General features: G+C 66.5%; 24 protein-coding genes and 1 other RNA gene. 7 read left to right on the top strand and 18 right to left on the bottom strand.

What is annotated here, in order from left to right:
- Nucleotides 1-29: 29 nt before the first annotated feature.
- From BJD12_RS07760 to rph, 6 genes are all read right to left on the bottom strand, one after another.
- Nucleotides 30-377, bottom strand: a complete 348-nt coding sequence (locus tag BJD12_RS07760; protein ID WP_005996752.1) for a PilZ domain-containing protein — start codon at nt 375-377, stop codon at nt 30-32.
- Entirely contained in the window at nt 374-2,803 is a 2,430-nt protein-coding gene (locus BJD12_RS07755) for a DUF1631 domain-containing protein (RefSeq protein WP_005996754.1), read from the bottom strand. The genes BJD12_RS07760 and BJD12_RS07755 overlap by 4 nt, the downstream gene beginning before the upstream one ends.
- Before the next feature lie 196 nt (nt 2,804-2,999).
- Nucleotides 3,000-4,157: a radical SAM family heme chaperone HemW gene (hemW, locus tag BJD12_RS07750; RefSeq protein ID WP_005996756.1), complete on the bottom strand. Its 1,158-nt coding sequence runs from the start codon at nt 4,155-4,157 to the stop codon at nt 3,000-3,002.
- 16 nt (nt 4,158-4,173) lie between these two features.
- Entirely contained in the window at nt 4,174-4,773 is a 600-nt protein-coding gene (rdgB, locus tag BJD12_RS07745; protein WP_005996758.1) for an RdgB/HAM1 family non-canonical purine NTP pyrophosphatase, read from the bottom strand.
- On the bottom strand, nt 4,770-5,162 hold the full coding sequence (locus BJD12_RS07740; protein WP_005996760.1) for a VOC family protein: 393 nt from the start codon (nt 5,160-5,162) through the stop codon (nt 4,770-4,772). Before BJD12_RS07740 ends, rdgB begins: the two co-directional genes overlap by 4 nt.
- Nucleotides 5,159-5,884 (bottom strand): ribonuclease PH, encoded by a 726-nt coding sequence (rph, locus tag BJD12_RS07735; protein WP_005996762.1) that lies wholly within the window; start codon nt 5,882-5,884, stop codon nt 5,159-5,161. Before rph ends, BJD12_RS07740 begins: the two co-directional genes overlap by 4 nt.
- Nucleotides 5,885-5,997: 113 nt before the next feature.
- Here rph and BJD12_RS07730 point away from each other — a divergent pair, with 113 nt between their 5' ends.
- The 3 genes from BJD12_RS07730 (at nt 5,998) to rpoZ (ending at nt 8,207) form a co-directional block, all read left to right on the top strand.
- Nucleotides 5,998-6,858 (top strand): YicC/YloC family endoribonuclease, encoded by an 861-nt coding sequence (locus tag BJD12_RS07730; RefSeq protein WP_005996763.1) that lies wholly within the window; start codon nt 5,998-6,000, stop codon nt 6,856-6,858.
- A 149-nt stretch (nt 6,859-7,007) separates the two neighbouring features.
- Entirely contained in the window at nt 7,008-7,619 is a 612-nt protein-coding gene (gene gmk / locus BJD12_RS07725) for a guanylate kinase (RefSeq protein ID WP_005996765.1), read from the top strand.
- Between the two features lie 288 nt (nt 7,620-7,907).
- On the top strand, nt 7,908-8,207 hold the full coding sequence (gene rpoZ / locus BJD12_RS07720) for a DNA-directed RNA polymerase subunit omega (RefSeq protein WP_002812428.1): 300 nt from the start codon (nt 7,908-7,910) through the stop codon (nt 8,205-8,207).
- A gap of 303 nt (nt 8,208-8,510) precedes the next feature.
- Here the strand turns inward: rpoZ and BJD12_RS07715 are convergent, their stop codons facing one another.
- From BJD12_RS07715 to BJD12_RS07675, 10 genes are all read right to left on the bottom strand, one after another.
- Complete coding sequence (locus BJD12_RS07715; RefSeq protein ID WP_005996768.1) at nt 8,511-9,872, bottom strand: FGGY family pentulose kinase; 1,362 nt, start codon at nt 9,870-9,872, stop codon at nt 8,511-8,513.
- Entirely contained in the window at nt 9,836-10,165 is a 330-nt protein-coding gene (locus tag BJD12_RS25105) for an FGGY family carbohydrate kinase (RefSeq protein WP_005996770.1), read from the bottom strand. The genes BJD12_RS07715 and BJD12_RS25105 overlap by 37 nt, the downstream gene beginning before the upstream one ends.
- Nucleotides 10,166-10,168: 3 nt before the next feature.
- A complete protein-coding gene (locus BJD12_RS07710) occupies nt 10,169-10,942 on the bottom strand; it encodes an SDR family NAD(P)-dependent oxidoreductase (protein ID WP_042828589.1) in 774 nt (257 codons plus the stop codon).
- A gap of 87 nt (nt 10,943-11,029) precedes the next feature.
- Nucleotides 11,030-12,049: an ABC transporter ATP-binding protein gene (locus BJD12_RS07705; RefSeq protein WP_005996774.1), complete on the bottom strand. Its 1,020-nt coding sequence runs from the start codon at nt 12,047-12,049 to the stop codon at nt 11,030-11,032.
- A 25-nt stretch (nt 12,050-12,074) separates the two neighbouring features.
- The gene (locus tag BJD12_RS07700; protein ID WP_005996775.1) at nt 12,075-12,905 is read right to left on the bottom strand and encodes a carbohydrate ABC transporter permease; all 831 of its coding nucleotides are present in this window, start codon (nt 12,903-12,905) and stop codon (nt 12,075-12,077) included.
- 1 nt (nt 12,906) lies between these two features.
- Nucleotides 12,907-13,776 (bottom strand): carbohydrate ABC transporter permease, encoded by an 870-nt coding sequence (locus tag BJD12_RS07695; RefSeq protein ID WP_005996777.1) that lies wholly within the window; start codon nt 13,774-13,776, stop codon nt 12,907-12,909.
- 101 nt (nt 13,777-13,877) lie between these two features.
- Nucleotides 13,878-15,173, bottom strand: coding sequence for a carbohydrate porin (locus BJD12_RS07690; protein WP_005996778.1), 1,296 nt, complete (start codon nt 15,171-15,173; stop codon nt 13,878-13,880).
- Between the two features lie 108 nt (nt 15,174-15,281).
- Nucleotides 15,282-16,625 carry an ABC transporter substrate-binding protein gene (locus BJD12_RS07685; RefSeq protein WP_042828590.1) on the bottom strand — a complete coding sequence of 448 codons (1,344 nt, stop codon included), beginning with the start codon at nt 16,623-16,625 and terminating at the stop codon, nt 15,282-15,284.
- A 184-nt stretch (nt 16,626-16,809) separates the two neighbouring features.
- Nucleotides 16,810-17,763, bottom strand: a complete 954-nt coding sequence (locus BJD12_RS07680; protein WP_005996784.1) for a sugar-binding transcriptional regulator — start codon at nt 17,761-17,763, stop codon at nt 16,810-16,812.
- On the bottom strand, nt 17,747-18,487 hold the full coding sequence (locus tag BJD12_RS07675) for an HAD family hydrolase (protein ID WP_005996786.1): 741 nt from the start codon (nt 18,485-18,487) through the stop codon (nt 17,747-17,749). The genes BJD12_RS07680 and BJD12_RS07675 overlap by 17 nt, the downstream gene beginning before the upstream one ends.
- Nucleotides 18,488-18,686: 199 nt before the next feature.
- On the opposite strand from BJD12_RS07675, the gene BJD12_RS07670 reads away from it, so the two are divergent.
- On the top strand, nt 18,687-20,858 hold the full coding sequence (locus tag BJD12_RS07670; RefSeq protein WP_005996789.1) for a RelA/SpoT family protein: 2,172 nt from the start codon (nt 18,687-18,689) through the stop codon (nt 20,856-20,858).
- Between the two features lie 4 nt (nt 20,859-20,862).
- On the opposite strand, the gene BJD12_RS07665 is transcribed toward BJD12_RS07670, so the two are convergent.
- Nucleotides 20,863-20,937, bottom strand: a non-coding RNA gene (locus BJD12_RS07665) — sX9 sRNA.
- A 129-nt stretch (nt 20,938-21,066) separates the two neighbouring features.
- The gene (locus BJD12_RS07660) at nt 21,067-21,936 is read right to left on the bottom strand and encodes a LysR family transcriptional regulator (protein WP_039425590.1); all 870 of its coding nucleotides are present in this window, start codon (nt 21,934-21,936) and stop codon (nt 21,067-21,069) included.
- Between the two features lie 297 nt (nt 21,937-22,233).
- Between BJD12_RS07660 and kdgD the strand changes: the two genes are divergently transcribed.
- From kdgD to BJD12_RS07645, 3 genes are all read left to right on the top strand, one after another.
- Entirely contained in the window at nt 22,234-23,151 is a 918-nt protein-coding gene (gene kdgD / locus BJD12_RS07655; protein WP_005996792.1) for a 5-dehydro-4-deoxyglucarate dehydratase, read from the top strand.
- Entirely contained in the window at nt 23,151-24,731 is a 1,581-nt protein-coding gene (locus BJD12_RS07650; RefSeq protein ID WP_058564077.1) for an aldehyde dehydrogenase (NADP(+)), read from the top strand. The genes kdgD and BJD12_RS07650 overlap by 1 nt, the downstream gene beginning before the upstream one ends.
- A 116-nt stretch (nt 24,732-24,847) precedes the next feature.
- The gene (locus tag BJD12_RS07645; RefSeq protein ID WP_005995860.1) at nt 24,848-26,227 is read left to right on the top strand and encodes an MFS transporter; all 1,380 of its coding nucleotides are present in this window, start codon (nt 24,848-24,850) and stop codon (nt 26,225-26,227) included.
- Nucleotides 26,228-26,241: the final 14 nt, after the last annotated feature.

The following is a 26,241-nucleotide window of genomic DNA, read 5'->3' as shown; positions in this document are numbered from 1 at the left end:
GCAAGTCTGCCGCAAAGCTTGTGAATCGGTCAGCCGACCATGTGTTCTTCGGCGATCCAGGCGCGCAGGCGCAGGCGATGCGGCTCGGACATGCTCAGGAAACGAAAGCCGGCCCAGGCCTGGCCGGGCGCATGCGCCGCTTCGGACCACAACAAGTGCACGCCGACATCGATTTCGGTGGCACGGCCGATGCGCTCGGGCAGGCTGAAACGCAGCTGGTACAGCGCGTCGTCGTGCAACGGAACTGAGGCCAGCAGCAGCATGCCGGTTTCGGAGACGTTGCCGACCCGGCCGATCTGCGCTTCGCTAAGCATGTCGACCACCGGCACCATGTCGCTGGGCTGGCGGCGCGGGGCGCGACGGGTCTCCTGGATCATGTCGATGCCTCAACGGGGGAGTGGCCGGCCAGGCTGCGCAGCGTACGCACGGTGGCATGCCAGGCGCGGTCGATCAGCCGCGATTTTTCTTCTACCAGCAAGCGCGCCTGGCCGCTGGCCATCAGCCGCGCCAGGCCATCGAGCGATTGCTCGCCGAGCTTTTGGCCGCGCTGATTGACGAACAACGCATTGCCGGTCATCGGGCTGTACCAGGACAGGCGTTGCCGGCGCAGATCGCCTTGTTGATTGATCACGAACTCGAACCAGGTGCCGAAGGGCAGGCTACGCAGCTGCACGTAGCAGGCTTCCTCGTCCGGTGTGCGCGGCGTGGTGGCCGGCTTGCGCGTGGCGGCGTCGCCCTGGTCGCCCAGCCGGGCGCGCGCCTTGAGTTTGGCAGTGAGCTCGGTGCGCGAGGTGAGTTCATCGTCGCCACCGGGCGTGGACAGACGCCGCGCGATCGCGGCCGCTTCATCGTGGTGATAGCCGACCTGCAGCAATGCGGTTTCGACATCGGTGCCCAGCGCGATATCGGTCGGCAGGCCCTTGCTGCGGCAGGTGACCTCGGCAATGCGCGCGGTCAGCGCCTGGCGCTCGTCCCATTCGGGCGATTGTTCGCCTTGCCGCAGCAAGGTGAGCGTGAGCACATCCGACCACGCCTGGCGCAGTAGCGATTGCACGAAGCGCGGCGGCGCGCTGTCTTCACAGAGTTTTTCGATGCGCGCTTGGGCCTGCTGCTTGGCCGATTCCAGGCGTTCCTTGCCGCGTGCGGCATCCACGTGCCGGCGTTCGGCCACCTCGGCCTTGCGCGCCAGGTTGCGCAGATGCGCCTGGATGTCGTCGTTGGCGGCGGCGAACACCGCCTCGTCGCCCTGGTAGTCGTGGACGATGGTGTCGACCGCGCTGCCCAGCTTGTGCAACAGCTGCGGGTCGACATCGTCGTCACCCAGCCACACCGCGCCGGACTCGGCCACGGTATTGAGCAACTCGCGCACCGGGTGCTGGTCGCGCACGAAAAAATGCGTGTCGGCCAATGCGGCGCGAATCACCGGCACCTGCAGCTTGGCGAGCAGGGCCTGCGCAGGCGTGTGCTCGCGCACCTCGCGCTGCATCTGCGCGTAGAGCAGGCCGAGCAGATCGAAGGTGTCGTTATCCTGCGGCGACAGCGCGGCCTGTGCACCGTGCTCGGCGCGCAACAGCTCCAGCACCTGGCGCTGCACTGCATCGATGCCGGCGGCCTGCGGCGTGGCAGCCGCCTGCGCGCTCAGCGCGCTCAGCGCGCCTTGCAGGCTCGCCAGCGCCTCGCCAAGCATTGCCCTGGGTACGCTGGCCGGCGCCGGGCCAGCGGGTTGCGCGTGCGCCTGTGCCTGTGCCGCGGCGGCCTGCGCCAGGCTGCCCGGCGTGCCGCCCTGATGTGGAGCAGGGCCGCCCACCGCTTGCGACTGCCGGGCCGAGGACATCAAGCCGCCTAGCGCGTGCGCCACCTCGTCCAGTGCGGGCGGGGCCGATTGCGCGGCTGCCGATGCGGTGGGCGCAACCGCAGAAGTGCCGCGCGGAGCGAGCAGCGCGCTCTGCCATGCGGTTGGCGCGGATTGGCCGGCCCATGCAGTGGCCGGGCGGGCGCTGCGTTGCGCAGCGCCGGGTGTTCCCGAAAGTGCAGACTGATTGGACGCAATCGCGCTGCCCGGCAGGGTGCGACGTGTCTGCACCTGTGTGGGTCTGACCAGATACGGGTGGTAGATCAGGCCGGGCAGGATGCCTTCCTGCGCGAGCGAGCCGTTGGCGCGCTCGTACACGTCGCCCAGGCGGTCCATCACCTGGTGCTCGAACACCTTGTACAGCGCCAGCTGCCCATCCAGGTTGAGGCCCAGGGTCTGGCCGCACTCGCGCACGATCCGGCAAAGCGCGTAAGGGCCAAGTGGCAACGCATCCAGCTCGAACTCCGGCACCGCGCCGATCACCGCCAGCCGCTGCGCCAGCAATTGCAGCGCATCGGCACGGCGCGAGGTTTCGCGCCGGGCGATGTCACTGAGCACGATATCGCGGTCGATATCGGTGTCTTCCACCAGGGTCAGCATCTGCGGCTGGGCGGCTGTCTCGGCGGGCGGTGCCAGGCTGGGGCGATCGCGCAGTGTTGCCAGATCCTGCGCCAGGTGCTGCAGGAACAGCTGCGGAAACCGGTCGATGTGATCGCGCAGCCCGCGCATCTGCGCATAGGTGTCGGCCTGGATCTGGCTATTGCGCGCATGTTCGGCCTGATGCAGTAGCGCACGCTCCAGCTCGACGATGGTCAGCCGCAGCGGGCCATTGAGCGCCTGCACGCAGTGCGCATGCAGCATGCCGAGCAGGCGCCGCCCACGCGCGGACACGGGTGCCTCGGCGATCGGGCCGCTGAGTGTGGGCTGCAGGGAGGAAACGGGCGTGGACATCCGGGAGGGTGGGCTCGATGCAAAGCGTGAGCTATGTAGCATGTTTTTCCACCGCCCAGCGACCCTGTAGGCGCCTGACGAGGGATGCGCTGATGTCTGCACGCGTGCGTCGGCAGGTGCGTGCGCCGCTGGCTCCAACGTAGCCGGCCGTCGCGTCAGCGTGTTACCGGCAACCTTTGCGGGGCGACGCGCGCTGTCAGCTCAGGAACAGTTCGACCACATCATTGGTGAAGCGGCGGCCCAGCTCGGTGGGCACCACGCGTCCGTGCTGCTCGATCAGCCAACCCTGTGCCACCGCACGCGCCACCGGCGCCGCGATGGCGCTGGCAGCCAGGCCGGTCGATGCCTCGAAATCGCTGAGGCGAAAGCCTTCGTGCAACCGCAGCAGATTGAGCATGTATTCGAACGGCAAGCGCTCGAGTGGCACGATTTCATCGCCGCCGATGGACGCGGCGCTGCCGGCACTGGCCAGATAGGTCTGCGGATGCTTGTGCTTCCAGCGACGCAGCACGTGCTGCTGCGCACCGGAACTGATCTTGCCGTGCGCGCCGGCGCCGATGCCCAGGTAATCGCCAAAGCGCCAGTAGTTGAGGTTGTGCGCGCACTGCCGCCCCGGTTTGGCGTAGGCGCTGACTTCGTACTGCGCATAGCCGGCCTCGGCCAGCAGCGCCTGGCAATGTTCCTGGATATCCCAGGCCGCATCGTCGTCGGGAATGCCCTTGGGCGGCCGCGCGAAGAACACCGTATTCGGCTCCAGCGTCAGCTGGTAATGCGACATGTGGGTGGGCTGCAGCGCGAAGGCACGCTCAAGATCGTGCTCGGCCTGCAGCAGCGTCTGCTCGGGCAGCGCGTACATCAGGTCGATATTGACGTTGTCGTAGCCGGCATCCTGCGCCAGCTTGATCGCGCGCTCGGCGTCCGCGCTGTCATGGATGCGGCCCAGCCGCTGCAACGCCACATCGTCGAAGGTCTGCACCCCGAAGCTCAGCCGGTTTACGCCGGCCGCACGGTAGTGCTCGAAGCGGCCATGTTCGGCCGTGCCCGGGTTGGTCTCCAGGGTGATTTCAAGGTTGGGCGCAAAGCGCAGGCGCGCGGCGGCGGCCTGCAAAAGGCGGTCGATCGCCTCGGCCGGGAACAGGCTGGGCGTGCCGCCGCCGAAGAACACCGAATGCACCACGCGCCCCCACACCAGCGGCAGATCCGCATCCAGGTCGCGGATCAATGCATCCACATACTCCTCGAACGGCAACACGCCCTTGACCGCATGCGAGTTGAAATCGCAATACGGGCATTTGCGGACGCACCAGGGCAGGTGCACGTAGAGCGAAAGCGGGGGCGGGATCAGGTCGGGCACTGCGTGGGGTCGTCCGTTACAGCGCCAGCGCGTGCAGCTTGTGCTGCAGCGTGGCCAGCGCCACTGCGCGGTGGCTCAGGCGGTTCTTCAGGTCACTGTCCATTTCCGCCGCCGTCAGGCCGTAGACCGGGTCCAGAAACACCGGGTTGTAGCCGAAGCCGCCGTCGCCGCGCGGTTGCGTGGTGATCACGCCTTCCCAGCTGCCTTCGGCGATCAGCGGTTGCGGATCTTCCGGGTGACGCAGCAGCACGATCACCGCATAAAAGCGCGCGCTGCGGCGTTCGGCGGGCACATCGCGCATGGCATCGAGCAGCTTGGCGTTGTTGGCCTGCGCATTGGTCGGGCTGCCGGCGTAGCGCGCGCTGTACAAACCGGGCGCACCGCCGAGCGCATCGACGATCACGCCCGAGTCGTCGGCCAGCGCGGGCAGGCCGGTGACGGCGCTGGCGTGGCGTGCCTTGATCAACGCGTTCTCGACGAAGGTCAGGCCGGTTTCCGGCACGTCTTCCACGCCGAGTTCGCCTTGCGCGACGATGCGCAGCGGCAGCGCGGCCAGCATGGCGCGCAGTTCTTCCAGCTTGCCGGCGTTGCCGCTGGCCAGGACCAGTTGTCTCATTGCTTGGGCTCCAGCAGATCCCACTTGGTGCCGTACAGATCGCGGAACACCACGACCGTGCCGTAGGCTTCTTCGCGCGGGGTTTCCAGAAACTCCACGCCAAACGCCTGCATCGTCGCGTGGTCGCGCCAGAAGTCGTCGGTATAGAGGAAATGATCCACGCGCCCGCCGGTCTGGTCGCCGATGCGTGCGCGCTGGGCGGCGTCGGCCGGCTGCGCAAGCAGCAAGCCGGCCTCCTGCGCGCTGCCGGGGCCGATCACCACCCAGCGCTTGCCATCGCCGAGCGCGCGATCTTCCAGCACCCGGAAGCCCAACGCGCCGGTGTACCAGGCGATGGCCGCGTCGTAGTCGGCAACCAACAAGGTGGTCAGGGCGATGCGACGGCTCATCCGGCCAGCGCAGCGCGTTGCAGTGCGAACAATTCGCCCATGCCCTTTTCGGCCAGGGCGAGCAGCGCGTTGAGTTCGTCGCGGCGGAATGCGTGGCCTTCGGCGGTGCCCTGCAGCTCGATGAAGCCGCCGCCATCGTTCATCACCACATTCATGTCGGTGTCGCAGTCGCTGTCTTCCGGATAATCCAGATCCAGCACCGGCTCGCCGCGATAGATGCCCACCGATACCGCAGCGACGGCGCCGATCAATGGGTGCTTCTTGATGTCGCCGCGCTTGAGCAGCAGATTCACAGCATCGGCCAGCGCCACGTAGGCACCGGTGATCGCCGCAGTACGGGTGCCGCCATCGGCCTGCAGCACGTCGCAGTCAAGGGTAATGGTGCGCTCGCCCAGCGCATTGCGATCCACGCAGGCGCGCAATGCGCGGCCGATCAGGCGCTGGATTTCCAGCGTGCGCCCGCCCTGCTTGCCGCGTGCGGCTTCGCGGTCGGAGCGGGTGTGGGTGGAGCGCGGCAGCATGCCGTATTCGGCGGTGACCCAGCCTTCGCCCTTGCCGCGCAGGAACCCTGGCACGCGGTTTTCCACGCTGGCGGTGCACAGCACGCGGGTGTCGCCGAAGCTCACCAGCACCGAGCCTTCGGCATGGCGGGTGAAGGCGCGTTCGATGCGCACCGGGCGCAGCTGATCGGCCGTGCGGCCGCTGGGACGGGAAAAGGTCATGCGATGAGTCCGGAAGTCGGGAGGTGGGTCTTGGCGCCAATGCACGGCGGGCAGCAGCCGGCCGGTGTGGGCGGCTAGGGTACCATTCGCGCTTTGACGGTACGGGATTGACGATGATCCGAAGCATGACCGCGTTTGCTGGCGGCGAACGCATCACGCCCTGGGGCACGCTTGGTTGCGAGCTGCGCTCGGTCAACCACCGCTTTCTGGAAGTGGGCGTGCGCCTGCCCGAAGAATTGCGCGCGCTGGAGCCGCTGCTGCGCGAACGCGTGGCAGCCAGGAACAGCCGCGGCAAGCTGGATCTGACGCTGCGCCTGCGCGCGCCGGACAACGCACAGACGCTGGCGGTCAACGAATCGCTGCTGCACGAACTGGGTGCGCTGGCCACACGACTGGACGGGCTGTTTCCCAAGTTGCAGGTGGGCTTCACCGAGTTGCTGCAGCTGCCCGGCGTGCTGCAGGTGCAGGACGTGGATGCCCCCGCGCTGCAGGCGCAGGCGCTGGCCTTGCTCGATGAGGTGGTCGACAGTTTTGTGGTTGCGCGCGAGCGCGAGGGCGGCAAGCTGGCCGAGGCCATCAGCGAGCGTGTGGATGCGATCGAACGCATCGCCGCCGAGGTGCGCGTCTTGATCCCGGTGATCCGCGAGGGTCAGCGCGTCAAGCTGGCCGCGCGCCTGGCCGATCTGCCGCATCCGGTGGACCCGGGCCGGGCCGAGCAGGAACTGGTGCTGTGGCTGCAGAAGCTCGACGTGGACGAAGAACTGGACCGTCTGTCCAGCCACATTTCCGAAATCCGCCGCGTGCTCAAGCAGCGCGAACCGGTTGGCCGCCGGCTGGACTTTCTGCTGCAGGAGTTCAACCGCGAAGCCAATACGCTGGGCTCCAAGTCGGTGGACAGCCGCACGTCCAACGCCGCAGTGGATCTGAAGGTGCTGATCGACCAGATCCGCGAGCAGGTGCAGAACATCGAATAGCCGGGATTGGGGATTTGGCATTCGGGAGTAGCAACCGCCACTGCCGGAATCTGCGGGCTGTGAGCAATCCCGGTAGCATGTCGCCCCCGGTGGTACCGGTCCGCAGTCCGTTCGCGAATCCCGACTCCCCAATCACGAATCCCTGACCTATGCGCGGCACCCTCTATATCGTTGCGGCCCCTTCCGGCGCCGGCAAGAGCAGCATCGTCAACGCCACGCTGGCGCGCGACCCGAAGATCGCCTTGTCGATCTCGTTCACCTCGCGCGCGCCGCGGCCGGGCGAGCGGCATGCCGAGCACTACCATTTCGTCTCCGCCGACGAGTTCCAGGGCATGATCGAAGCGGGCGACTTCTTCGAATATGCGCTGGTGCATGGCGACTGGAAGGGCACCGCGCGGCAGTCGGTGGAGCCGCAGCTGGCCGCCGGCCACGACGTGCTGCTGGAGATCGATTGGCAGGGCGCACGCCAGGTACGCCAGAAGGTGCCCGATGCAGTGAGCGTGTTCATCCTGCCGCCCTCGCGCCAGGCGCTGGACGAGCGCATGCGCAAGCGCGGGCAGGACAGCGAGGACGTGATGGCGCAGCGCCTGGCCGCCGCGCGCGAAGAGATGCTGCATTTCGAAGAGTTCGACTACGTCATCATCAACGAAACCTTCGACACCGCGGTGTCGGAGATGTGCGCCATCTTCACCGCCAGCCGGCTGCGTCGGCAGGCGCAGCAGCAGCGGCATGCCGGATTGATCCAGGCGCTGCTGGACTGAGGCAGTGCTGCAGGGCATCGATGCTCGATGCCCCGGCGCAACGACGCTGCTGCTGGAAATCGGCAATAGGTCCTGCACGTTGCCGCGGTCCATGGGAGGACGGCCCAGCCCAACGTGCGGGGCCGTTCTGCGCACCAGGACAGCGCTGCGTCTTGATCGATGTGATCCAAGTGGCTGATTCCAAAGCAAACTGAATGGGCGCCGGTTGCCCGCCCAGCGGCGCAGGCGTACACTCCGCCCCCTTTCCCTCATTCGATGCGCGGCCGTTGCTGGTCGCCGGGAGCCCGCATGGCCCGCATTACCGTAGAAGATTGCCTGGAAGTCGTGAACAACCGTTTCGAGCTGGTCATGATGGCCTCCAAGCGCGCCCGTCAGCTCGCCAACGGCGTGCAGCCGTTGATCGAAAACGCAGACGCCAGCGACAAGCCCACCGTGATGGCGCTGCGCGAGATCGCCGCCCGCCGGATCGACAACGCGCTGATCGATGAAGTCGAGAAGGCCGAACGCGAGCGTGCCGAGCGCGAAGCGCTGGAATGGGCCGCCGCCGAAGTGGTCGCCGACGAAGACATGTCCAAGAACGACGACTGACCGTCACTCGCCACCGCGGTGGCCGACGATCGCCAGACAGCCCGCCTTGTGCGGGCTGTTTGCGTTTTAAGGTATGGCGCGAGCGGCGGGATGGCTGCGCCGGGGTGGGACGAGTCCGCAGCCCGCGCGCTGCGCTGCCGCGTGGCACGCATGCTGCGTGTCGCATCCGACCGCTGCCCGTGACGGTGCCTCAGCTGCACTTATCGACGTGGATGCAATGCAGATGCCCGATCTGCGCTCTGGCCGTCAGACCGACGCCAACTACGCGCGCGCTTGCCGCCCGCGCGCCACAGGCGTCAGCAGTCATCCTTCGCCGATGCCGTCCATCGTTTGGCGCAACTGCCGATCCAGCGCCTGCATGGCCTGGTATCCGCGTCGCTTCGCGGCATGCAAGCGTGCGATGTCGTCCGGCGTCGCTGCAGTACTCGCGCCCAGGCCGCTCATCGCCGACATGGCGGCCGGCAGGTCGGCAACGTCGCCGCTGGCCACCGCGGCCAGCATCGCGCTGCCCAGCAACACCGGTTCGGCGGTGGCGGCGACCTGCACCGGCACGCCACAGGCATCGGCCATCAACTGGCGGACCAGGCGGCTGTGGCTGGCGCCGCCACTCATGATCACGTTGTCGAACCTGACACCCTGTGCGCGCAGCGCATCGATGATCTCGGCCAGCCCATAACCCAGGCCGCAGATGCCGGCCACGTACAGCGCTTGCAGACCGTGCAGGTCGTGGTCGATGGTCAGCCCGGCAATCATCGCGCGGGCGTTGGGGTCGGCATCGGGCGAACGGTTGCCCAGATAGTCCGGCAGTACATGCAGCCCGCGCGCCAGCCAGGCGGCCTGGGAGGCGCTGCCGACGCGCGCCAGCACGCCTTCCTCCAGCCACTGCAGCACCTCCTGGCCTGCGGCTCTCGCCTGTGCGCTGGCGTCGGCATAGCCCGGGTGCGAGCGCACCAGGGTGTCGATCGCCACGCCGGCGGCGGATTGGCCACCCTCGTTGAGCCACAGTCCCGGGACCAGTGCGGAGCCGTAAGGCCCCCAGACGCCGGGCGTGAAGCACGGCGTCTGCGTGCTGGCCAGTACGCAGGCCGAGGTGCCGAAGATATAGGCCAGCCGCGCGGTGAGCGGCATCGGCCGGCCCTCTGCGGCCGGGCTGGCGAGCGTGCCGATGGCACCGGCGTGGGCATCGATCAACGCCGCACCCACCGCAGTGCCCGCCCGCAGGCCGAACTCGTCCGCGGCGCGCGCCGTCAGCCCCTGGCCCAGCGCGGTGCCTGGTGGCACCACCGTGTTGCCGATCCGTGCGGCCGCATCGTCCAGCAGGTCGGCCAGGCCGATGCGTTCGAAGTAATGCCGGCTCCAGCCCCCTTCGTGCTGCACATAGGTCCACTTGCAGGTCACCGTGCACAGCGAGCGGGCGGTGCTGCCGGTCGCGCGCCAGCTCAACCAGTCGGCCAGGTCGAAGAAATGCGCCGCGCGCGTGTAGCTCTCCGGCAGGTGCTGCTTGAGCCACAGCAGCTTGGGGGTCTGCATTTCCGTCGAAATCTGCCCGCCGACATAGCGCAGCACCGGCTCGTCGGTGGCGTTGATGTGCGCTGCCTGGGCGATGGCGCGGTGGTCCATCCACACGATCACATCCCGCTCGACCTGGCCGCTGGGCTGATGCACACCGGCCCGCCGTCGGCGGCCACCGCCACCAGCGAGCAGGTGGCATCGAAGCCGATGCCGGCCACGTGCGCGGCGTCCACGCCGGTGTGCGCCAGCGCGGCGCGGATCGCCAGCACGCAGGCCTGCCAGATGTCGGCCGACGATTGCTCGACCATCTCGCCGGGCAAGTACCAGGTCTGGATGGCGTGGCGCGCGGTGCCGAGCAATTGGCCGCGCGCGTCGAACAGCCCGGCGCGGGCGCTGCCCGTGCCCACGTCCACGCCGATGTAGATCGCCTCGTCGGTCGGTTGCATGGCTTACCAGCAGGTATAGCCGCCATCAGCCAGCACGATACTGCCGGTCATCAGGCTGGCGGCGGGGGAGGCCAAAAACAGCGCCACTGAGGCGATTTCTTCCACTTCGCCCAGCCGCCCCATCGGCGTGCCGCCGATCCAGGCCTCGTACATTGCCGGGTCTTCCTTGACGAACGCATTGAGCGGCGTGGCGATGTAGGTAGGCGCGACTGCATTGACGCGCACCCCGCGCGCGCCCCACTCGGCGGCCAGCGATTTGGTCAGGTGATGCACCGCTGCCTTGGAGGCGTTGTAGTAGGCCTGCGCCTGCGGTTTGTTGACGATGAAGCCGGACATCGAACCGACGTTGACGATCACGCCGTCGCCGCTGTCCAGCATGTGCTTGCCGAATGCGCGGCAGCACCAGAACGTGCCATTGAGATTGACGTCGATGACATTGAGCCAGTGCTCGTCGGTGACCGTTTCGGCCGGGGTCTGGCTACGTGCGATGCCGGCGTTGTTGACCAGGATGTCGACCTTGCCGAACTGGGCGTTCAATGCATCGGCCACGCTGGTGACGCGTGCCGAATCGGTGACGTCCATCTGCACGATCTGCGCATCCAGGCCCTTGCTGCGCAGCATGGCCAGGCCTTGCTCGGCCACCGCTGCATCGTGATCGGCAATGACCACCTTGGCGCCGGCTTCGGCCAGCGCTTCGCAGATCGCCAGGCCGATCGCGCGGCCGCCGCCGGTGACGACCGCCACGCGGCCATCGAGTTTGAACTTGTCCAGATACATCGGCATATCTCCTGCGGGTCTTGATCGTGGGGGAGGAACAAAAACGGGGGAGGAATACGTGGAAGGAACAACCAGGCAGTGGCGCGCTCAGCGCATGGCCTGTTGCTGCGCGTCGAAGCGGTGCAGATGCTGCGGGTCGGGGACCAGGGTCACCGTTTCGCCGACGTACACGCGCAGATCGCCGGTGCAGCGCGCATCGACCGTGCCCACGCCGGGGATCTCCACGTAGACGAAGGTGTCGCTGCCCAGATGCTCGGCCTGGATGACGCTGCCCTGCCAGGCATCGCCGGTGCCCGGTGCGGGGCTGCCGCGTTGCACGGCGATATGTTCCGGGCGTACCCCGAGCGTGACCGCGCCGTGGCGCGCGGCCACCTCGCCCTGCAGCAGATTCATGCGCGGCGAGCCGATGAAGCCGGCCACGAACACGTTGGCAGGGCGCTCGTACAACTCCAGCGGCGTGCCGACCTGCTCGATGCGTCCGGCCTGCAGCACCACGATCTCGTCGGCCATGGTCATCGCTTCGACCTGGTCGTGGGTGACATAGACCGCGGTGGTCTTGAGCTGCTTCTGCAGGCGGGTGACTTCCAGGCGCATCTGCACGCGCAGGGCGGCATCCAGGTTGGACAATGGCTCATCGAACAGGAAGCCCTTGGGCTCGCGCACGATGGCGCGGCCGATCGCCACGCGCTGGCGCTGGCCGCCGGACAGCTGCCCGGGTTTGCGGTCGAGATACTCGGTGAGGTTGAGCACCGTGGCCGCCTGCGCCACGCGCCGCTCGATCTCGGCGCTGGCTACGCGCGCCATCTTCAGGCCGAAGGCGATGTTGTTGCGCACGCTCATGTGCGGATACAGCGCATAGGACTGAAACACCATCGACAACCCGCGCTTGGCCGGCGCCAGGCCGGTGACGTCCTGGCCATCGATGAGGATGCGCCCGCCGCTGACGTCTTCCAGCCCGGCGATCAAGCGCAACAACGTGGTCTTGCCGCAGCCGGACGGGCCGACGAAGACCACGAACTTGCCATCGTCGATCTCCAGGTCCGCGCCGTGGATGACCGGTGTGTCGTCGAAGGATTTGCTGACACCTTGCAGCGTGATGCGTCCCATGAACCACCTATCAAAGTTGAGTGAGCTATTTCACCGCGCCGAAGGTGAGCCCGCGCACGAGCTGCTTCTGGCAGAACCAGCCCAGCACCAGGATCGGCGCGATGGCCATCGTCGAGGCGGCCGACAACTTGGCCCAGAACAGGCCCTCCGGGCTCGAATACGAGGCGATGAACGCGGTCAACGGCGAGGCCTGCGACGAGGACAGATTCAACGACCAGAACGCCTCGTTCCAGGCCAGGATCACGTTGAGCAGCAGCGAAGACGCGATGCCGGGAACGGCCATCGGCGCCAGGATGTAGAGGATTTCCTTGCCGATGGTGGCGCCATCCATGCGCGCTGCCTCCAGGATGTCCTTGGGGATGTCCTTGAAGTAGTTGAACAGCATCCAGACCATGATCGGCAGGTTGCTCAGGCACAACACGATGATCAGGCCCAGCTGCGTATCCAGCAGCCCGGAATCGCGGTACAGCAGATAGATCGGCACCAGCACGCCGACCGGCGGCAGCATCTTGGTGGACAACATCCACAACAGGATGCCGCGCGTGCGCTTGGTGGGCGAGAACGCCATCGACCACGCGGCCGGGATGGCGATGGCAAGCGCGATCAGGGTCGAGCCCAGCGATACCGCCACCGAATTCCAGGCGTGCGCAAAGTAGTCGCTGCGGCCCTGCACGGCAATGTAGTTTTCCAGTGTCCAATGGAAGAACACGAAGCTGGGCGGGCTGGAAAACGCATCGACTTCGGTCTTGAAGCTGGTCAGCAGCATCCACAGGATCGGAAAGAAGATCACGCCGCCAACCACCCATGCGGCAACCGTGGTGACGAGGATTTGCAGCGTGGAAGTACGTCGGGCCATCTCAGGTCTCCAGATTCTTGCCGACGATGCGCACCAGGAAGATGGCCGCGATATTGGCCAGTACCACGGCGATCAGTCCGCCTGCCGATGCGGCGCCCACGTCGTACTGCAGCAGTGCCTGCGAATAGATCAGGTACGCCAGGTTGGTGGTCTGCAGGCCGGGCCCGCCGCCGGTGGTGACGTAGATCTCTACGAACACGGTGAGCAGGAAGATCGTTTCGATCAGCACCACGATGGTCAGCGGGCGTGCCAGATGCGGCAGGGTCAGATGGAAGAAGCGGTCGAACGCGCCGGCACCGTCCATCAGCGCGGCCTCCTGTTGTTCTTCATCCAGCGATTGCAGCGCGGTCAGCAGGATCAGCACCGCAAATGGCAACCATTGCCAGGCCACGATGACGATGATGGAGAACATCGGGTACTGGGTGAACCAGTCGATCGGAGTCAGCCCAGCACATTGCCAAAGCCATGCCAGCAGCCCGGACACCGGATGCATCAGCAGGTTCTTCCAGATCAGCGCGCTCACCGTGGGCATCACGAAGAACGGCGCGATCAACATCAGGCGCACGATGCGGCGGCCCACGAACACCTGGTCCAGCAGTAGTGCGATCAACACGCCGAACACCGCAGTGATCGCCAGCACCGACCCGACCAGCAACAAGGTATTGCCCAGCGAGGACATGAACGCCGGGTTGCCCAGGAAGTAGCGATAGTTGCCCGGCCCGACAAAGGTCTTGTCCGGGGTGAGCAGGTTGTAGTTCAGCGTGGAAAACCACACCGTCATCGCCAGCGGCACGATCATCCAGGCCAGCAGCAGCACGATCGCCGGGGCGATCAGGAACCGTGCGAGTTTTTGCGTTTGGTGCGTAGCCATCGGCAAGGTCCAGGGTGAAGGCAGGCAGCGCGCCTGCAATGCATGACAGCGGCCGGATGCGTCGACGCAGGATCAGCGTCGAACGCATGGCCGGTCGGGCGTCAGAAGTTCAGGCTGACCTGCAGGCCCAAAATGGTGGCGTTGTCGCCATCCAGGCCACCCGGATGACGGATGTACTGCACGCTGGGCATGACTTCGATCCCGCGGCTGACGGCGATGTTGTAATTGAGCTCGATCGGATATTCGTAGCGCTGCACGCCAATGGCCGCCGCGCCGGCAGGCAAGCGCTGGTTGTAGCGGGTTTGCGCTGCACGCAATGAGTCGCTGAGCGCGTTGCGGCCGACTGCCACGCCGACGCGGTCGTTGGGTCGCGTTGCGGAGAGTCCTTTCCAGAATCCGCCGATCGCCAGCACCTGGCCCACCGTGCTGACGTCCTCGTCGGCGTCGATGATGCTTGCAAATAGCCGCAAGCCGCCGCCGGCGCCATTGCTGGTGACCTGCTGTTCGAAATTGGCATAGAACGCGCGGTCGGTGTCTTGCAGCGCGGCCGGATCGGTGCCCAGGCTGGTCGGCAGGCCCGAACGGGTGTAGACGCGCAGTTGGTCGTTGCTGTTGCGGGTTGCGCCGATGCGGTAGTCGCCATCGATCCCATTGCCGTAGTCGGGCTTGACCTCCACTTCGGCGACGATCATGGTGCCGTGGTCGTCGCCGGAGGTGCCGAGCTTGAGGCCTTGGTCGGTGGATCGGTTCTGCGGGTTGGCATCGTAGCCGCCCACACGGAAAAACCAGCGTTTGTCCGGGCTGAACGTGACCACGCCGCCCCAGGCACTGAGCGGGTCGCCATACCAGTTGTTGCTGATGTAGTTGGACGAGCCACCGCTGCAGAAGGTCAGGTGCTGGTAGTTGCAATTGAGCGCGAAGAAATCGGCGCTGGGATACAGGCGGCCGGCTTTCAGCGTCAGCGTGTCGTCGAACAGGCGCTGGGTCAGCGAGAACTGGGTCAGGCGCGTCACATCGCCGCGGCCGAAGATCTGCTGCGACTGCAACAGCGTGGGGATGCCGGCGGTGTTGTTGATCAACTCGCCGTTGCGATTGGTGATCTCCAGTTTGAAATCGGCGCCGGACCAGCCCCATAGCCGTTCCAGGTCGAAGTAGCCGCCCAGGAAGAATTGATCGGCATACGCGGTGCGCTCGCGTAGCCCGCCGGAGGTGTTGTGCGCGGTCTGGCTGAAGTGCGCCAGTTTGAACTGGATGCCGTCATCGGCCAGCCTGCTGCGCAGGCCGCCCCAGTCGCCGCCGATGTGTTTGTCCGGATCGAATGCCTGGGCGTTGGCCTGCGTGCAGGCCAGACCGGCGAGCAACATCGTCAGCGCAGGTGTGGTGTGCCTGATCTTCATCGATTGCCTCGTGGTGGAGTGCGGCGCCGTGACGCCGGAGCATGTCTGTGGCCAGGGCGGGCCGGGCAGGGCGCCCGGCCCGGCGGACCTGCAGGTCGCGCCCTGCAGTTACTGTTTGGGGTAGCCGGCCCGCTGCATCTCGCGCTCGGTGGCGGCCTGCGCGTTCTTCAATGCCTCATCCACGCTGATCGAGCCGGTGAGCGCCGCAGAAAACTGCTGGCCGACGGTGGTGCCGATCGACTGGAACTCGGGGATGGCCGCGTACTGCACGCCGACATATGGCACCGGCTTGACCGTGGGGTGATGCGTGTCGGCGCCCTGGATGGCCGCCAGCGTCTGCTTGGCGAAGGGTGCGGCCTTGAGATACTCGGCCGTGGTGTACAGCGACTGGCGCGTCCCCGGCGGCACATTGCCCCAGCCTTCCTTGCCCGCCACCAGCTCGGTGTAGTGCTTGCTGGTGGCCCAGGCGATGAAGGCCTGCGCCTTGTCGGCCTTCTTGGAGCTGGCCGGGATGGCCAGATTCCAGGCCCATAGCCAGCCGGTGGTCTTGCCCTTGCCCGCATCCGGCGCGGCGGCAAAGCCGACCTTGTCCGACACCTTGGATTCGCTCGGATTGCTGATGAACGAGGCGGCCACCGTGGCGTCGACCCACATCGCGCACTTGCCCGCGGTGAACAGCGCAAGGTTCTCGTTGAAGCCGTTGGACGCGGCGCCCGGCGGGCCGGCCTGTTTCATGACATCCACATAGGTCTGCAGTGCGGCTTTCCACTCCGGCTGGTCGAACTGCGGTTTCCATTGTTCGTCGAACCAGCGTGCACCGAAGGCATTGCCCATCGCACTGATCAGGGCCATGTTCTCGCCCCAGCCGGCCTTGCCGCGCAGGCAGATGCCGTAGATGCCGGCTTGCTTGTCGGTCATCTTGCGGGCGGCCTCGGCCACGAAGCTCCACGACGGCTGCGCCGGCATGCTCAGGCCGGCCTTCTGCAGCAGGTCGGTGCGGTACATCAGCATCGAGCCTTCGGCGTAGAACGGCGCGGCATACAGCTGCCCCTTGTGACTGACCGCATCGCGGATCTGCGGGATCAGATCGTCCACCTGATAGGCCGCATCGAAGGTGAGTGGCTTGAGCCAACCGCGCTCGGCCCAGATCGGCACCTCGTAGGTGCCGATGGTCAACACATCGAACTGACCGCCCTTGGTGGCGATGTCGGTGGTGACGCGCTGGCGCAGCACGTTTTCTTCCAGCGTGACCCATTCGAGCTTGATCTGCGGATGGGTGGCGGTGAAATCCGAGGTCAGCTTCTGCATGCGGATCATGTCGCCGTTGTTGACCGTCGCGATCACCAGGGTGTCTGGCTTGGACGCGGCGCCGCTGTTGCTCGCGCCGTTGCCGCATGCCGCCAGTGTGGCACTCAGTGCCGCGCAGATCAGGGTCTTGATCGAAGTGTTCATACCGATGCCTCAGCTTGAGGTTGGTTGAGCAAATGCCCGTGTGGTGCGCATATGCCCACGACATCGCTACGCTGTAAAGCACTTTCGATCCCGCAGCGCAGCATCGCAGCGCACGCGCAAGTGCCCGCTTAGATCGGGAAATTTCAGCAATGAACAGCGATCGAGCCCGCTGCGATGGCGCCGCTCAGCTGGCGAGCAAGGCCTTGGCGGTGTGCTCGTCGGTGATGAGGCCGTTGAGGATGCGGCCCTTCAGCGCGGCCTTGATCGGGCCCACCTTGGCGTTGCCCACGGCCACGCCGATCGACAGGCTGGTTGCCGGCACCGGGTGCGGCACGCTGGTCAAACGCAGGTTGGTGCCTGCATCGATGATGTCGCCGGCCGCGGTGAGCGCCCAGCCGATCACTTCGCCCACCGCGCCCAGCCGGATCAGGTCCAGCAGTTCGGTGCGGCTGATGAAACCATCCACATGCAGGGGCGCGGTCTGATCGAGTTGGCCGACACCGACCAGACGCAGATCGGCCTTCGCCGCGATCGCACGCACCCGGCGCACCGCTTCGATCCCGAGCAGCGTTTCGCGTTCTTCCTGCGAGGACAGAAACACCGGCAGCGGCATCGGGTAGTGCTGCGCGCCGGTCAGGTCGGCCAGGCGGGCCACTGCATCGAACGGGCTGGCCGAGCCGTCCGGGGAAATATTGCCCACCAGCGACACCAGCTGATGATTGCGCGTCTGCATCGCGGGAATGCGCTCCACCGCCGCGCGCATGGCGCGACCGGTACCGATGCCGATGATGCTCGGGGTGTCGCTGCGCAGGGTGGATTCCAGCAGCGCCGCGGCGCGTTCGGCGACACCGGTGACCAAGTGCGGGTCGGCCGGATCGGTGGGCGCGACCTCGCAATAGCGCATGCCGAAACGGTCCTGCAGCTGCGCGGCCAGATCCATGCAGGCGGCGATCGGATGTTCCAGCCGGAAGGTGATCAACCGCTGGCTCAGGCACAACGACACCAGGCGTTGCGCGGTGGCGCGCGAGACTTTGAGCTTGCGTGCGATCTCGTCCTGGGTGTTGCCGGCGATGTAGTACAGCCAGCCCGCTCTGGCTGCGGCATCGAGTCGGCTGGTGTCGTTATCGGGGTTGGCCATCGTCACATCTGTCTGCGTGGAAGTCTGAGCCTAACGTAGTGCCCAGGCGCTTGGTGCCGATGGCGCCCAGTGCGGCGGCCACGGCCGGCATGTCTGCAAACACCTGCGATGCGCCTGCGGCTGCAAGCAGTGTGGCGGCCGCCGCAGTTGCGCGGTGATGGCCGCCGCCGGTGAATCCCCAGACCTGCATCCCGGCCGCGCAGGCGGCCTGCACGCCGCTGGGGCTGTCTTCGATCACCAGGCAGGATGCAGGTGCCGCGTGCATGCGTGCGGCGGCGAGCAAGAACAGGTCCGGCGCAGGCTTGCCGCGGGCGACCAGCTCGGCGGTGTAGAGGTGGGCGCCGAAATGACCCGCCAGGCCGGTGACCTGCAGGCACAGGCGCACCCGTTCCAGATGGCTGGACGACGCAACGCAGCGTGGTGTCGGCACTGCGTCCAGCAGCGCGGCCACGCCCGGCATCGGCTGCAGTTCCGCGCCGAAGCGTGCCAGCAAGGCAGCAGTGAGGTCGCGTTCGAAGGTATCCGGCAACGTGCGCCCCAGCGTCTGCACATGCGCGCGCACACTGCCCAGGCTGCGCCCGAGGAAGTGCTGCTGGACGCCGTCGATATCGATGTCCACGCCGTGTTGCTGCAGCGCCTGGGCCAGGACTGCACATGCCAACGGCTCGCTGTCGACCAGCACACCGTCGCAGTCGAAGATCAGCAGGTCGGGCGGAGCGTGCATGGTGAGGTCCCTGGAGCGATCCGGAACCGAGTGTAGCAATTCGGGCAAATGCCGCCGTGCTGGGCAAAGTTGCGACGGGTGCGCACGCGGCCGCTGCAGCCGGCATGCGGCGGTCGCGCAGTGTCCGATCGCCGGCCGCCGACGCGTCCGGCATGCATGCCGCGTTGCCGCAAACCGGCCACTGGCATAGTCTTCGCGCATGAACCCAGGCCCCACTGCCCAGGCGACCGTGGCGACGTCCCCGTCTTCCGACCCGGCCATCCCCGAATACGTCCTGCACCTCGAACGCGCGGCCAGCTACCTTCCCAAGGAGCAGCTGCCGATCCTGCGCCGTGCCTGGGAAGTCGGCGCCACGGCGCACGCCGGCCAGACCCGCAAGTCGGGCGAGCCTTACATCACCCATCCGGTGGCCGTGGCCGGCGTCCTCGCCGAGCTGGGCCTGGACATGGAATCGCTGATTGCCGCGATCCTGCACGACACCATCGAAGATACCCCGCTGACGCGCGAAGAACTGGCGGCGGAATTCGGCGAGGCGGTGGCCGAGCTGGTCGATGGCGTCACCAAGCTGGACAAGCTCAAGTTCCGCGACCGCCAGGAAGCGGCAGCAGAAAGCTTCCGCAAAATGCTGCTGGCGATGTCGCGCGACCTGCGCGTGATCATGATCAAGCTGGCCGACCGCCTGCACAACATGCGCACGCTGGGCGCGCAGAGCACCGAAGCGCGCGGCCGCATTGCGCGAGAAACGCTGGAGATCTATGCGCCCATCGCGCAGCGGTTAGGCATGAGCCTGATCAAGTCCGAACTGCAAAACCTGGGCTTCCGCGCGCTGTATCCATGGCGTCACGCCATCATCGAAAAACATATCCGCAGCCAGCCGGTGGTGCGGCGCGAATCGATGGCGCAGGTGGAGGTACAGCTGTCGCAGCGGCTGGCCAAGGAAGGGCTGGAGCACCGCCTGGTCAGCCGCATCAAGACGCCGTGGAGCATCTATTCCAAGATGCATGAAGAGAACAAGTCCTTCGACCAGGTGATGGACGTGTTCGGCTTTCGCCTGGTGGTGCGCACGGTGGCCGATTGCTATCACGCCCTCGGCGCGGTGCATGCCACCTTCAAGCCGCTGGATGGGCGCTTCCGAGATTTCATTGCGATCCCCAAGGCCAACGGATATCAATCCTTGCATACGGTGCTATTCGGACCGTACGGCTCGCCGATCGAGGTGCAGATCCGTACCGAAGAGATGGACCTGATTGCCGAACGCGGCGTGGCCGCGCACTGGACCTACAAGGTGGGCTCGGCCTCGCCCAACAGCGCGCAGAGCCGCGCGCACGACTGGATCGTGGAGCTGATCGACTCGCAGCGCGCCGCCGGTTCGTCGCTGGAGTTTCTGGACAACGTCAAGGTGGATCTGTTCCCGGACGAGGTCTACCTGTTTACGCCCAAGGGCAAGATCCTGGCGCTGCCGCGAAATTCCACCGCGCTGGACTTTGCCTATGCGGTGCATACCGATGTCGGCAACCGCGCGGTTGCCTCGCGCGTGGACAAGAAGTTGGTGCCCCTGCGCACCAAGCTGGTCAGCGGGCAGGCGGTGGAGATCATCACCGCGCGTTCGGCCACGCCCAAGCCGCAGTGGCTGGAGTTCGTGGTCAGCAGCAAGGCGCGCACCGCGATCCGCCACCAGCTCAAGCAGCTCGAACACGAAGACGCCGTACAGCTCGGCCATCGCATGCTCGACCGCGCGCTGGAAGCAATGGACAGCTCGCTCGAACGCCTGCCCAAGGGCCGGCTGGACGCCTTCCTCAACGAACACCGTTACCCACGCCTGGAAGCGCTGCTGGCCGATGTGGCGCTGGGCAACTGGATGCCCACCCAGGCCGCACAGGCCTTGATGGCGTACGCGGAACTGCGCGGTGGCGGGCACTCCAAGCACTCGCACGAAAAGATCCTGATCGACGGCAGCGAGCGCGGCGTGATCAGTTTCGCCAACTGTTGTCAGCCGATTCCCGGTGACGAAATCATGGGCTATCACACCGCCGGCAAGGGCATCGTGGTGCACCGTCTGGATTGCCCTAACCTGGCCGAGCTGCGCAAATCGCCCGAGCGCTGGGTGCCGATCGATTGGGACTCCAACGTCACCGGCGATTACGACACCGCGCTGGTGGTGGAAGTGGAAAACCGTACCGGCGTGCTGGCGCAGTTGGCCGCGGCGATCGCGCAAAGCAAGTCCAACATCGAACGTGTGGACTACCTGGACCGCGATTTCAATGCGGCCGTGCTGCGCTTCAACATCCAGGTCCGCGACCGCCGCCATCTGGCTGAAGTGATGCGCCGGCTGCGGCGCCTGCACGTGGTGCAGAGCGTGGGGCGGCAGTAAGGGCGGCTAACAAGACCTGGCGAGCAGTCGGCAGGTGGGGTAGGCGGCGCGGAAGAGCCGCAGTCTACGAGTGGTTCATGCCGCACCGAGCACCCGCCGCGCCGTCTGGCGGCGAGCCCGCGTTTTGCCAGCTGCTCAAGACCTGGGCGTCAGTCGGTCACTGGGCGCGCTGCGGTGAGGATGTGGCAGCCCAAGCGCGTTGCCCGGCTCAGGCGATCAAGCGGCGCAGCGCCGGATTGTCGTTGTCCTGCTTCCACACCAGATGCAGTTCCACCGGCGTGGCCGGCGTCTCATCGCGCAGCGGCAGATACACGATGCCGGCGTAGCGCAGGCCGCTCGCACCTTCGGGCACCAGTGCCATGCCCATGCCGCCGCGCACCAGCGCCAGTACCGAGTGGATCTGGCTGACGTATTGCACCGAACGCGGCGCGATGCCGCGGCTGCCGAACAACTGCGCCAGCAGATCGTAGAAATAGCGCGCCTCATCCGGGGCGTAATTGACCAGCGGCTGCCCGTGGAAATCCTGCAGGCGCAGGCTCTCGTGTTGCGCCAGCGGCGCGTCTTCCGGCAAGGCGGCGATCAACGGTTCGCGCGCCACGCAGCGGCTGTGCAGGCCCTGGCGCTGGATCGGCGGGCGCAGCAGGCCGATATCCAGCCGGCCTGCGTCCAGCGCATCCAGTTGCGCCAGGCTGACCATCTCCTTGAGTTGCAGATCCACATCTGGCGCTTGCCTGCGCCACCGGGCAATCGCTTCGGGCAGGAAGCGGTAACTGGCGCCGGCGGTGAACCCCACCGACACGCTGCCGGCATCGCCGGTGCCGATGCGGCGTGCGCGCAGGCCGGCGTTCTCGGCCATGCGCAGGATCGCGCGTGCTTCGGCCAGCAGGCTGCGCCCGGCCTGGGTCAGCCGCACATGCCGGCTGTTGCGCTCCAACAACGTGGTGCCGACGCTGTGCTCCAGCAGCTGGATCTGCCGGCTGAGCGGCGGCTGCGTCATGTTCAGGCGCTCGGCGGCGCGACGGAAATGCAGTTCGTCGGCGACGGCGACAAAGCAACGCAGTTGCTGCAGATCGAACATGGTGAGCGGGCCTCGCATGACAAAACAGATGAATTGGATGCTGCACCCGCAACATCCCGCTGCGGCCAGCGCGAATGAATAGGCGGCGCTGTGCGAAAAACGACGCTGGCGGACGCCACTACCCATAATTACGCAGTGGCGAAAAAGCGTTGCAAAGCAGCCATTTGCGGCGCACTACATCGATCTGTGGCGCGATTGATTCAACTTGCGTATCAAACGATACGGCCTTTGGTTTGGACCAGCAACGATCCGCGTTTCTAGGATCAACCGCATCCCCCGCCCAGGAGCGTTTGTCCGATGAGCAGCAGATACACCCCGTCCGAAATGGCCCAAGCGCTTGGCGCCGGGCTGTTGTCGTTTCCGGTGACCCATTTCGATGCCCACTTCGCCTTCGACGAACCCGCCTACCGCAACAATCTGGACTGGCTGTCCTCGCATCCGGCCGCCGGCCTGTTTGCTGCCGGCGGCACTGGCGAGCTGTTTTCGCTGACGCTGGATGAAGTGAACCGCGCCGTGCGCGCGGCGGTGATCCAGACCGCTGGCCGCATGCCGGTCATCGCACCGGCCGGCTACGGCACCGCCATCGCCATGGAGATGGCGCAAGCCGCCGAGCGCAACGATGCCGACGGCATCCTGCTGTTTCCGCCGTACCTCACCGAGTGCGATGCCGACGGCGTGGCCGACCATGTCGAGCGCGTCTGCAAGGCGACCAAGCTGGGCGTGATCGTCTACGGCCGCGCCAACGCCAAGCTCGACGACGTGACGCTGGCGCGGGTGGCCGAGCGTTGCCCCAACCTGGTGGGCTACAAGGATGGCATCGGCGATGTGGACCGCATGACCCGCATCTACGCACGGCTGGGCGACCGGTTGTTGTACGTGGGCGGCCTGCCGACCGCGGAAACCTTCGCGCTGCCGTATCTGGAAATGGGCGTCACCACCTACTCGTCGGCCATCTTCAATTTCCTGCCGGAGTGGGCGCTGGCGTTCTATGCGGCGGTGCGCGCCCGCGACCACGCCACCATCTACCGCGAGCTCAACGACTTCGTCCTGCCGTACACCGTGCTGCGCAATCGCCGCGCCGGGTATGCGGTGTCGATCGTCAAGGCCGGCATGCGCGCGGTCGGCCGCCCGGCCGGTCCGGTACGCACGCCATTGGCCGACCTCAACGAGGACGAATTCGCCCAGCTCAAGCAATTGATCGGAGGACGCCGCTGATGCATGCCATCCAGGGTGAATCGTTGATCGGCCAGCGCAGCGTGCCCGGCGCCGGTGCGGTGTTTCAGGGGCTGGATGCGGCCAGCGGCGAAGCGCTGCAGCCGGTGTTCGCCTCGGCCAGCGCACAGGATCTGGATCAGGCCTGCGCGCTGGCGCACGCGGCGTTCGATTCCTATCGCGACACCTCGCTGGAAGTGCGCGCCGCCTTTCTGGAGACCATTGCCGAGCAGATCCTGGCGCTGGGCGATGCATTGATCGAACGCGCCATGCAGGAAAGCGGTTTACCGCGCCCGCGCCTGGAAGGCGAGCGCGGACGTACCGTGGGCCAGCTGCGCCTGTTCGCCAGCGTGGTGCGCGAAGGCAGCTGGTTGGAGGCGCGCATCGACCCGGCGCTGCCGCAGCGCACGCCGTTGCCGCGTGCAGATCTGCGTCAGCGGCATATCGCGTTGGGGCCGGTGGCGGTGTTCGGTGCCAGCAATTTCCCGCTCGCGTTCTCCGTAGCCGGCGGCGATACCGCCTCGGCACTGGCGGCCGGCTGCACGGTGGTGGTCAAGGCGCACAGCGCGCATCCGGGCACGTCGGAATTGGTGGGCCGTGCAATCCAGGCGGCGGTGGCGCAGTGCGGCCTGCCCGAAGGCGTGTTCTCGCTGCTGTTCGACGCCGGCATCGAGATCGGCGCGCAGCTGGTGGCCGATGCGCGCATCAAGGCGGTGGGGTTCACCGGCTCGCGCGCTGGCGGCATGGCCCTGGTCAAGATTGCCGCCGCACGTCGCGAGCCGATTCCGGTGTATGCGGAGATGAGCGCGATCAATCCGGTGTATCTGCTGCCGCAGGCGCTGCAGGCACGCGCATCGGATCTGGGGAAGGCATTCGTGGGTTCGCTCACCTTGGGCGCCGGGCAGTTCTGCACCAACCCCGGCCTGCTGCTGGCGATCGATTCGCCGGCGCTGGATGCGTTTATCGCGTCGGCGACACAAGCGCTGCAGGCGGTGTCGCCGGCAGCCATGCTCACTGCAGGCATTGGCAAAGCCTATGCGCAGGGCGTGCAGCGTCTGGCCGGGCATCCGCAGGTCGCCACGTTGGCACGCGGCGCCGCGCCGGAAGCAGGGCGTTGCCCGGCGGCGTTGTTCGGCACCGACGCCGATGCCTTCCTGGCCGATGAAGCATCGCAGGCCGAAGTGTTCGGCGCTTCGTCGCTGCTGGTGCGTTGCAAGGACATCGATCAGCTGCGCGCGCTGAGCGAGCACCTGGAAGGCCAGCTCACCGCTACCTTGCACATGGACGACGGCGATATCGCGCTGGCGGCCGCATTGCTGCCGGTACTGGAGCGCAAGGCCGGCCGCATCCTGGTCAACGACTGGCCCACCGGCGTGGAGGTCTGCCACGCGATGGTGCACGGCGGCCCGTTCCCGGCCACCTCCGACAGCCGCAGCACCTCGGTCGGCACGCTGGCGATCGACCGCTTCCTGCGCCCGGTTTGCTATCAGGATCTGCCGGCCGCACTGCTGCCCGCTGCGGTTGCACACGGCAACCCGCTCGGGCTGTGGCGACGCGTCGATGGCGCGCTGGGGCACGACTGACAGCGACGGCGGCGACGATGCCTGAGGCGTGCCGGAGGAGGGTCCGGTACGCCATCTGCAGGCGCAACTTGGAGTACCGAAGCGCAGTGCGCTTCCATCGTCATAGGTGAGGAACGATGATGGCTATCGATTCAAAGATAGTCGGTTCAACGACGGTTCCGCGCAGGCGTTATCTGATCTTGCTGATGTTGTTCGTGGTGACCACGATCAACTATGCCGATCGCGCCACCTTGTCCATCGCCGGTTCCGCGGTTCAGGATGCGCTGGGCATCGACGCGCTGCAGATGGGTTTCATTTTTTCCGCGTTCGGTTGGGCGTATGTGGCCGGGCAGATTCCCGGCGGCTGGTTGCTCGATCGCTTCGGCTCGCGGCGCGTGTATGGCCTGTCGCTGCTGATCTGGTCGCTGTTCACCGCCTTGCAGGGCTTTATCGACTGGGTGCCGGTCACCTGGGCGGTCACCACCTTGTTCGTGCTGCGCTTTCTGGTCGGCATTGCCGAAGCGCCGTCGTTCCCGGGCAATAGCCGCATCGTGGCTGCCTGGTTTCCCACCGCCGAGCGCGGGCTGGCCGCGTCGATCTTCAATTCCGCGCAGTACTTCGCCACGGTGGCATTTGCGCCGCTGATGGGCTGGCTGGTGCACGCCTGGGGTTGGGAACATGTGTTTCTGGTGATGGGCGCGGCGGGCGTATTGCTGGCGCTGGTATGGCGCAAGACCATCTATGCCCCACGCGAACATCCGCGCCTGTCTGCGCAGGAGCTGGACTACATCCAGCGCAACGGCGCGCTGGTGGATATGGAGCAGGGCAACAAGCCCGGTAGCCAACCCAAAGGCACGCAATGGCATTACGCCAAGCAGTTGTTGTGCAACCGCATGCTGCTGGGCGTGTATATCGGCCAGTACTGCATCACCACGCTGACGTACTTCTTCCTGACCTGGTTCCCGGTGTATCTGGTCAAGGAGCGCGGCATGTCGATCCTTGAGGCCGGCTTTGTGGCCTCGTTGCCGGCGGTGTGCGGCTTCATCGGTGGCGTGCTGGGTGGCTATGTGTCCGACCGCATGGTGCGGCGTGGGTATTCGCTCACCGTCTCGCGCAAGACACCGATCGTGGTCGGCATGTTGATGTCGGTGACGATGATCGGGTGTAACTACGTGCAGGCCGAATGGATGGTGGTCGGGCTGATGGCGCTGGCCTTCTTCGGCAAGGGCATCGGCGCACTCGGCTGGGCGGTGGTGGCCGACACCTCGCCCAAGGAAATCGCCGGCCTGTCCGGTGGCCTGTTCAACACCTTCGGCAACATCGCCGGCATCACCACGCCGATCGTCATCGGCTACATCGTGTCCACCACCGGCACCTTCGAATGGGCGCTGGTGTTCGTCGGGCTCAATGCCTTGCTGGCGGTGGTGTCCTACCTGGTGGTGGTGGGCGAGATCAAGCGCGTGGAACTCAAGGCGCCGCCCGGCGGCCCGTCCATGCCCGTGCCCGCACCGCTGTGACCGCCTTCGGAGAC

Origin of the sequence: Xanthomonas vesicatoria ATCC 35937 (assembly GCF_001908725.1) — a bacterium.
GTDB classification, from domain to species: Bacteria; Pseudomonadota; Gammaproteobacteria; order Xanthomonadales; family Xanthomonadaceae; genus Xanthomonas; species Xanthomonas vesicatoria.
The sequence above is the reverse complement of the archived record's forward strand: the minus strand, read 5'-3'. Positions and strand labels throughout refer to the sequence as shown.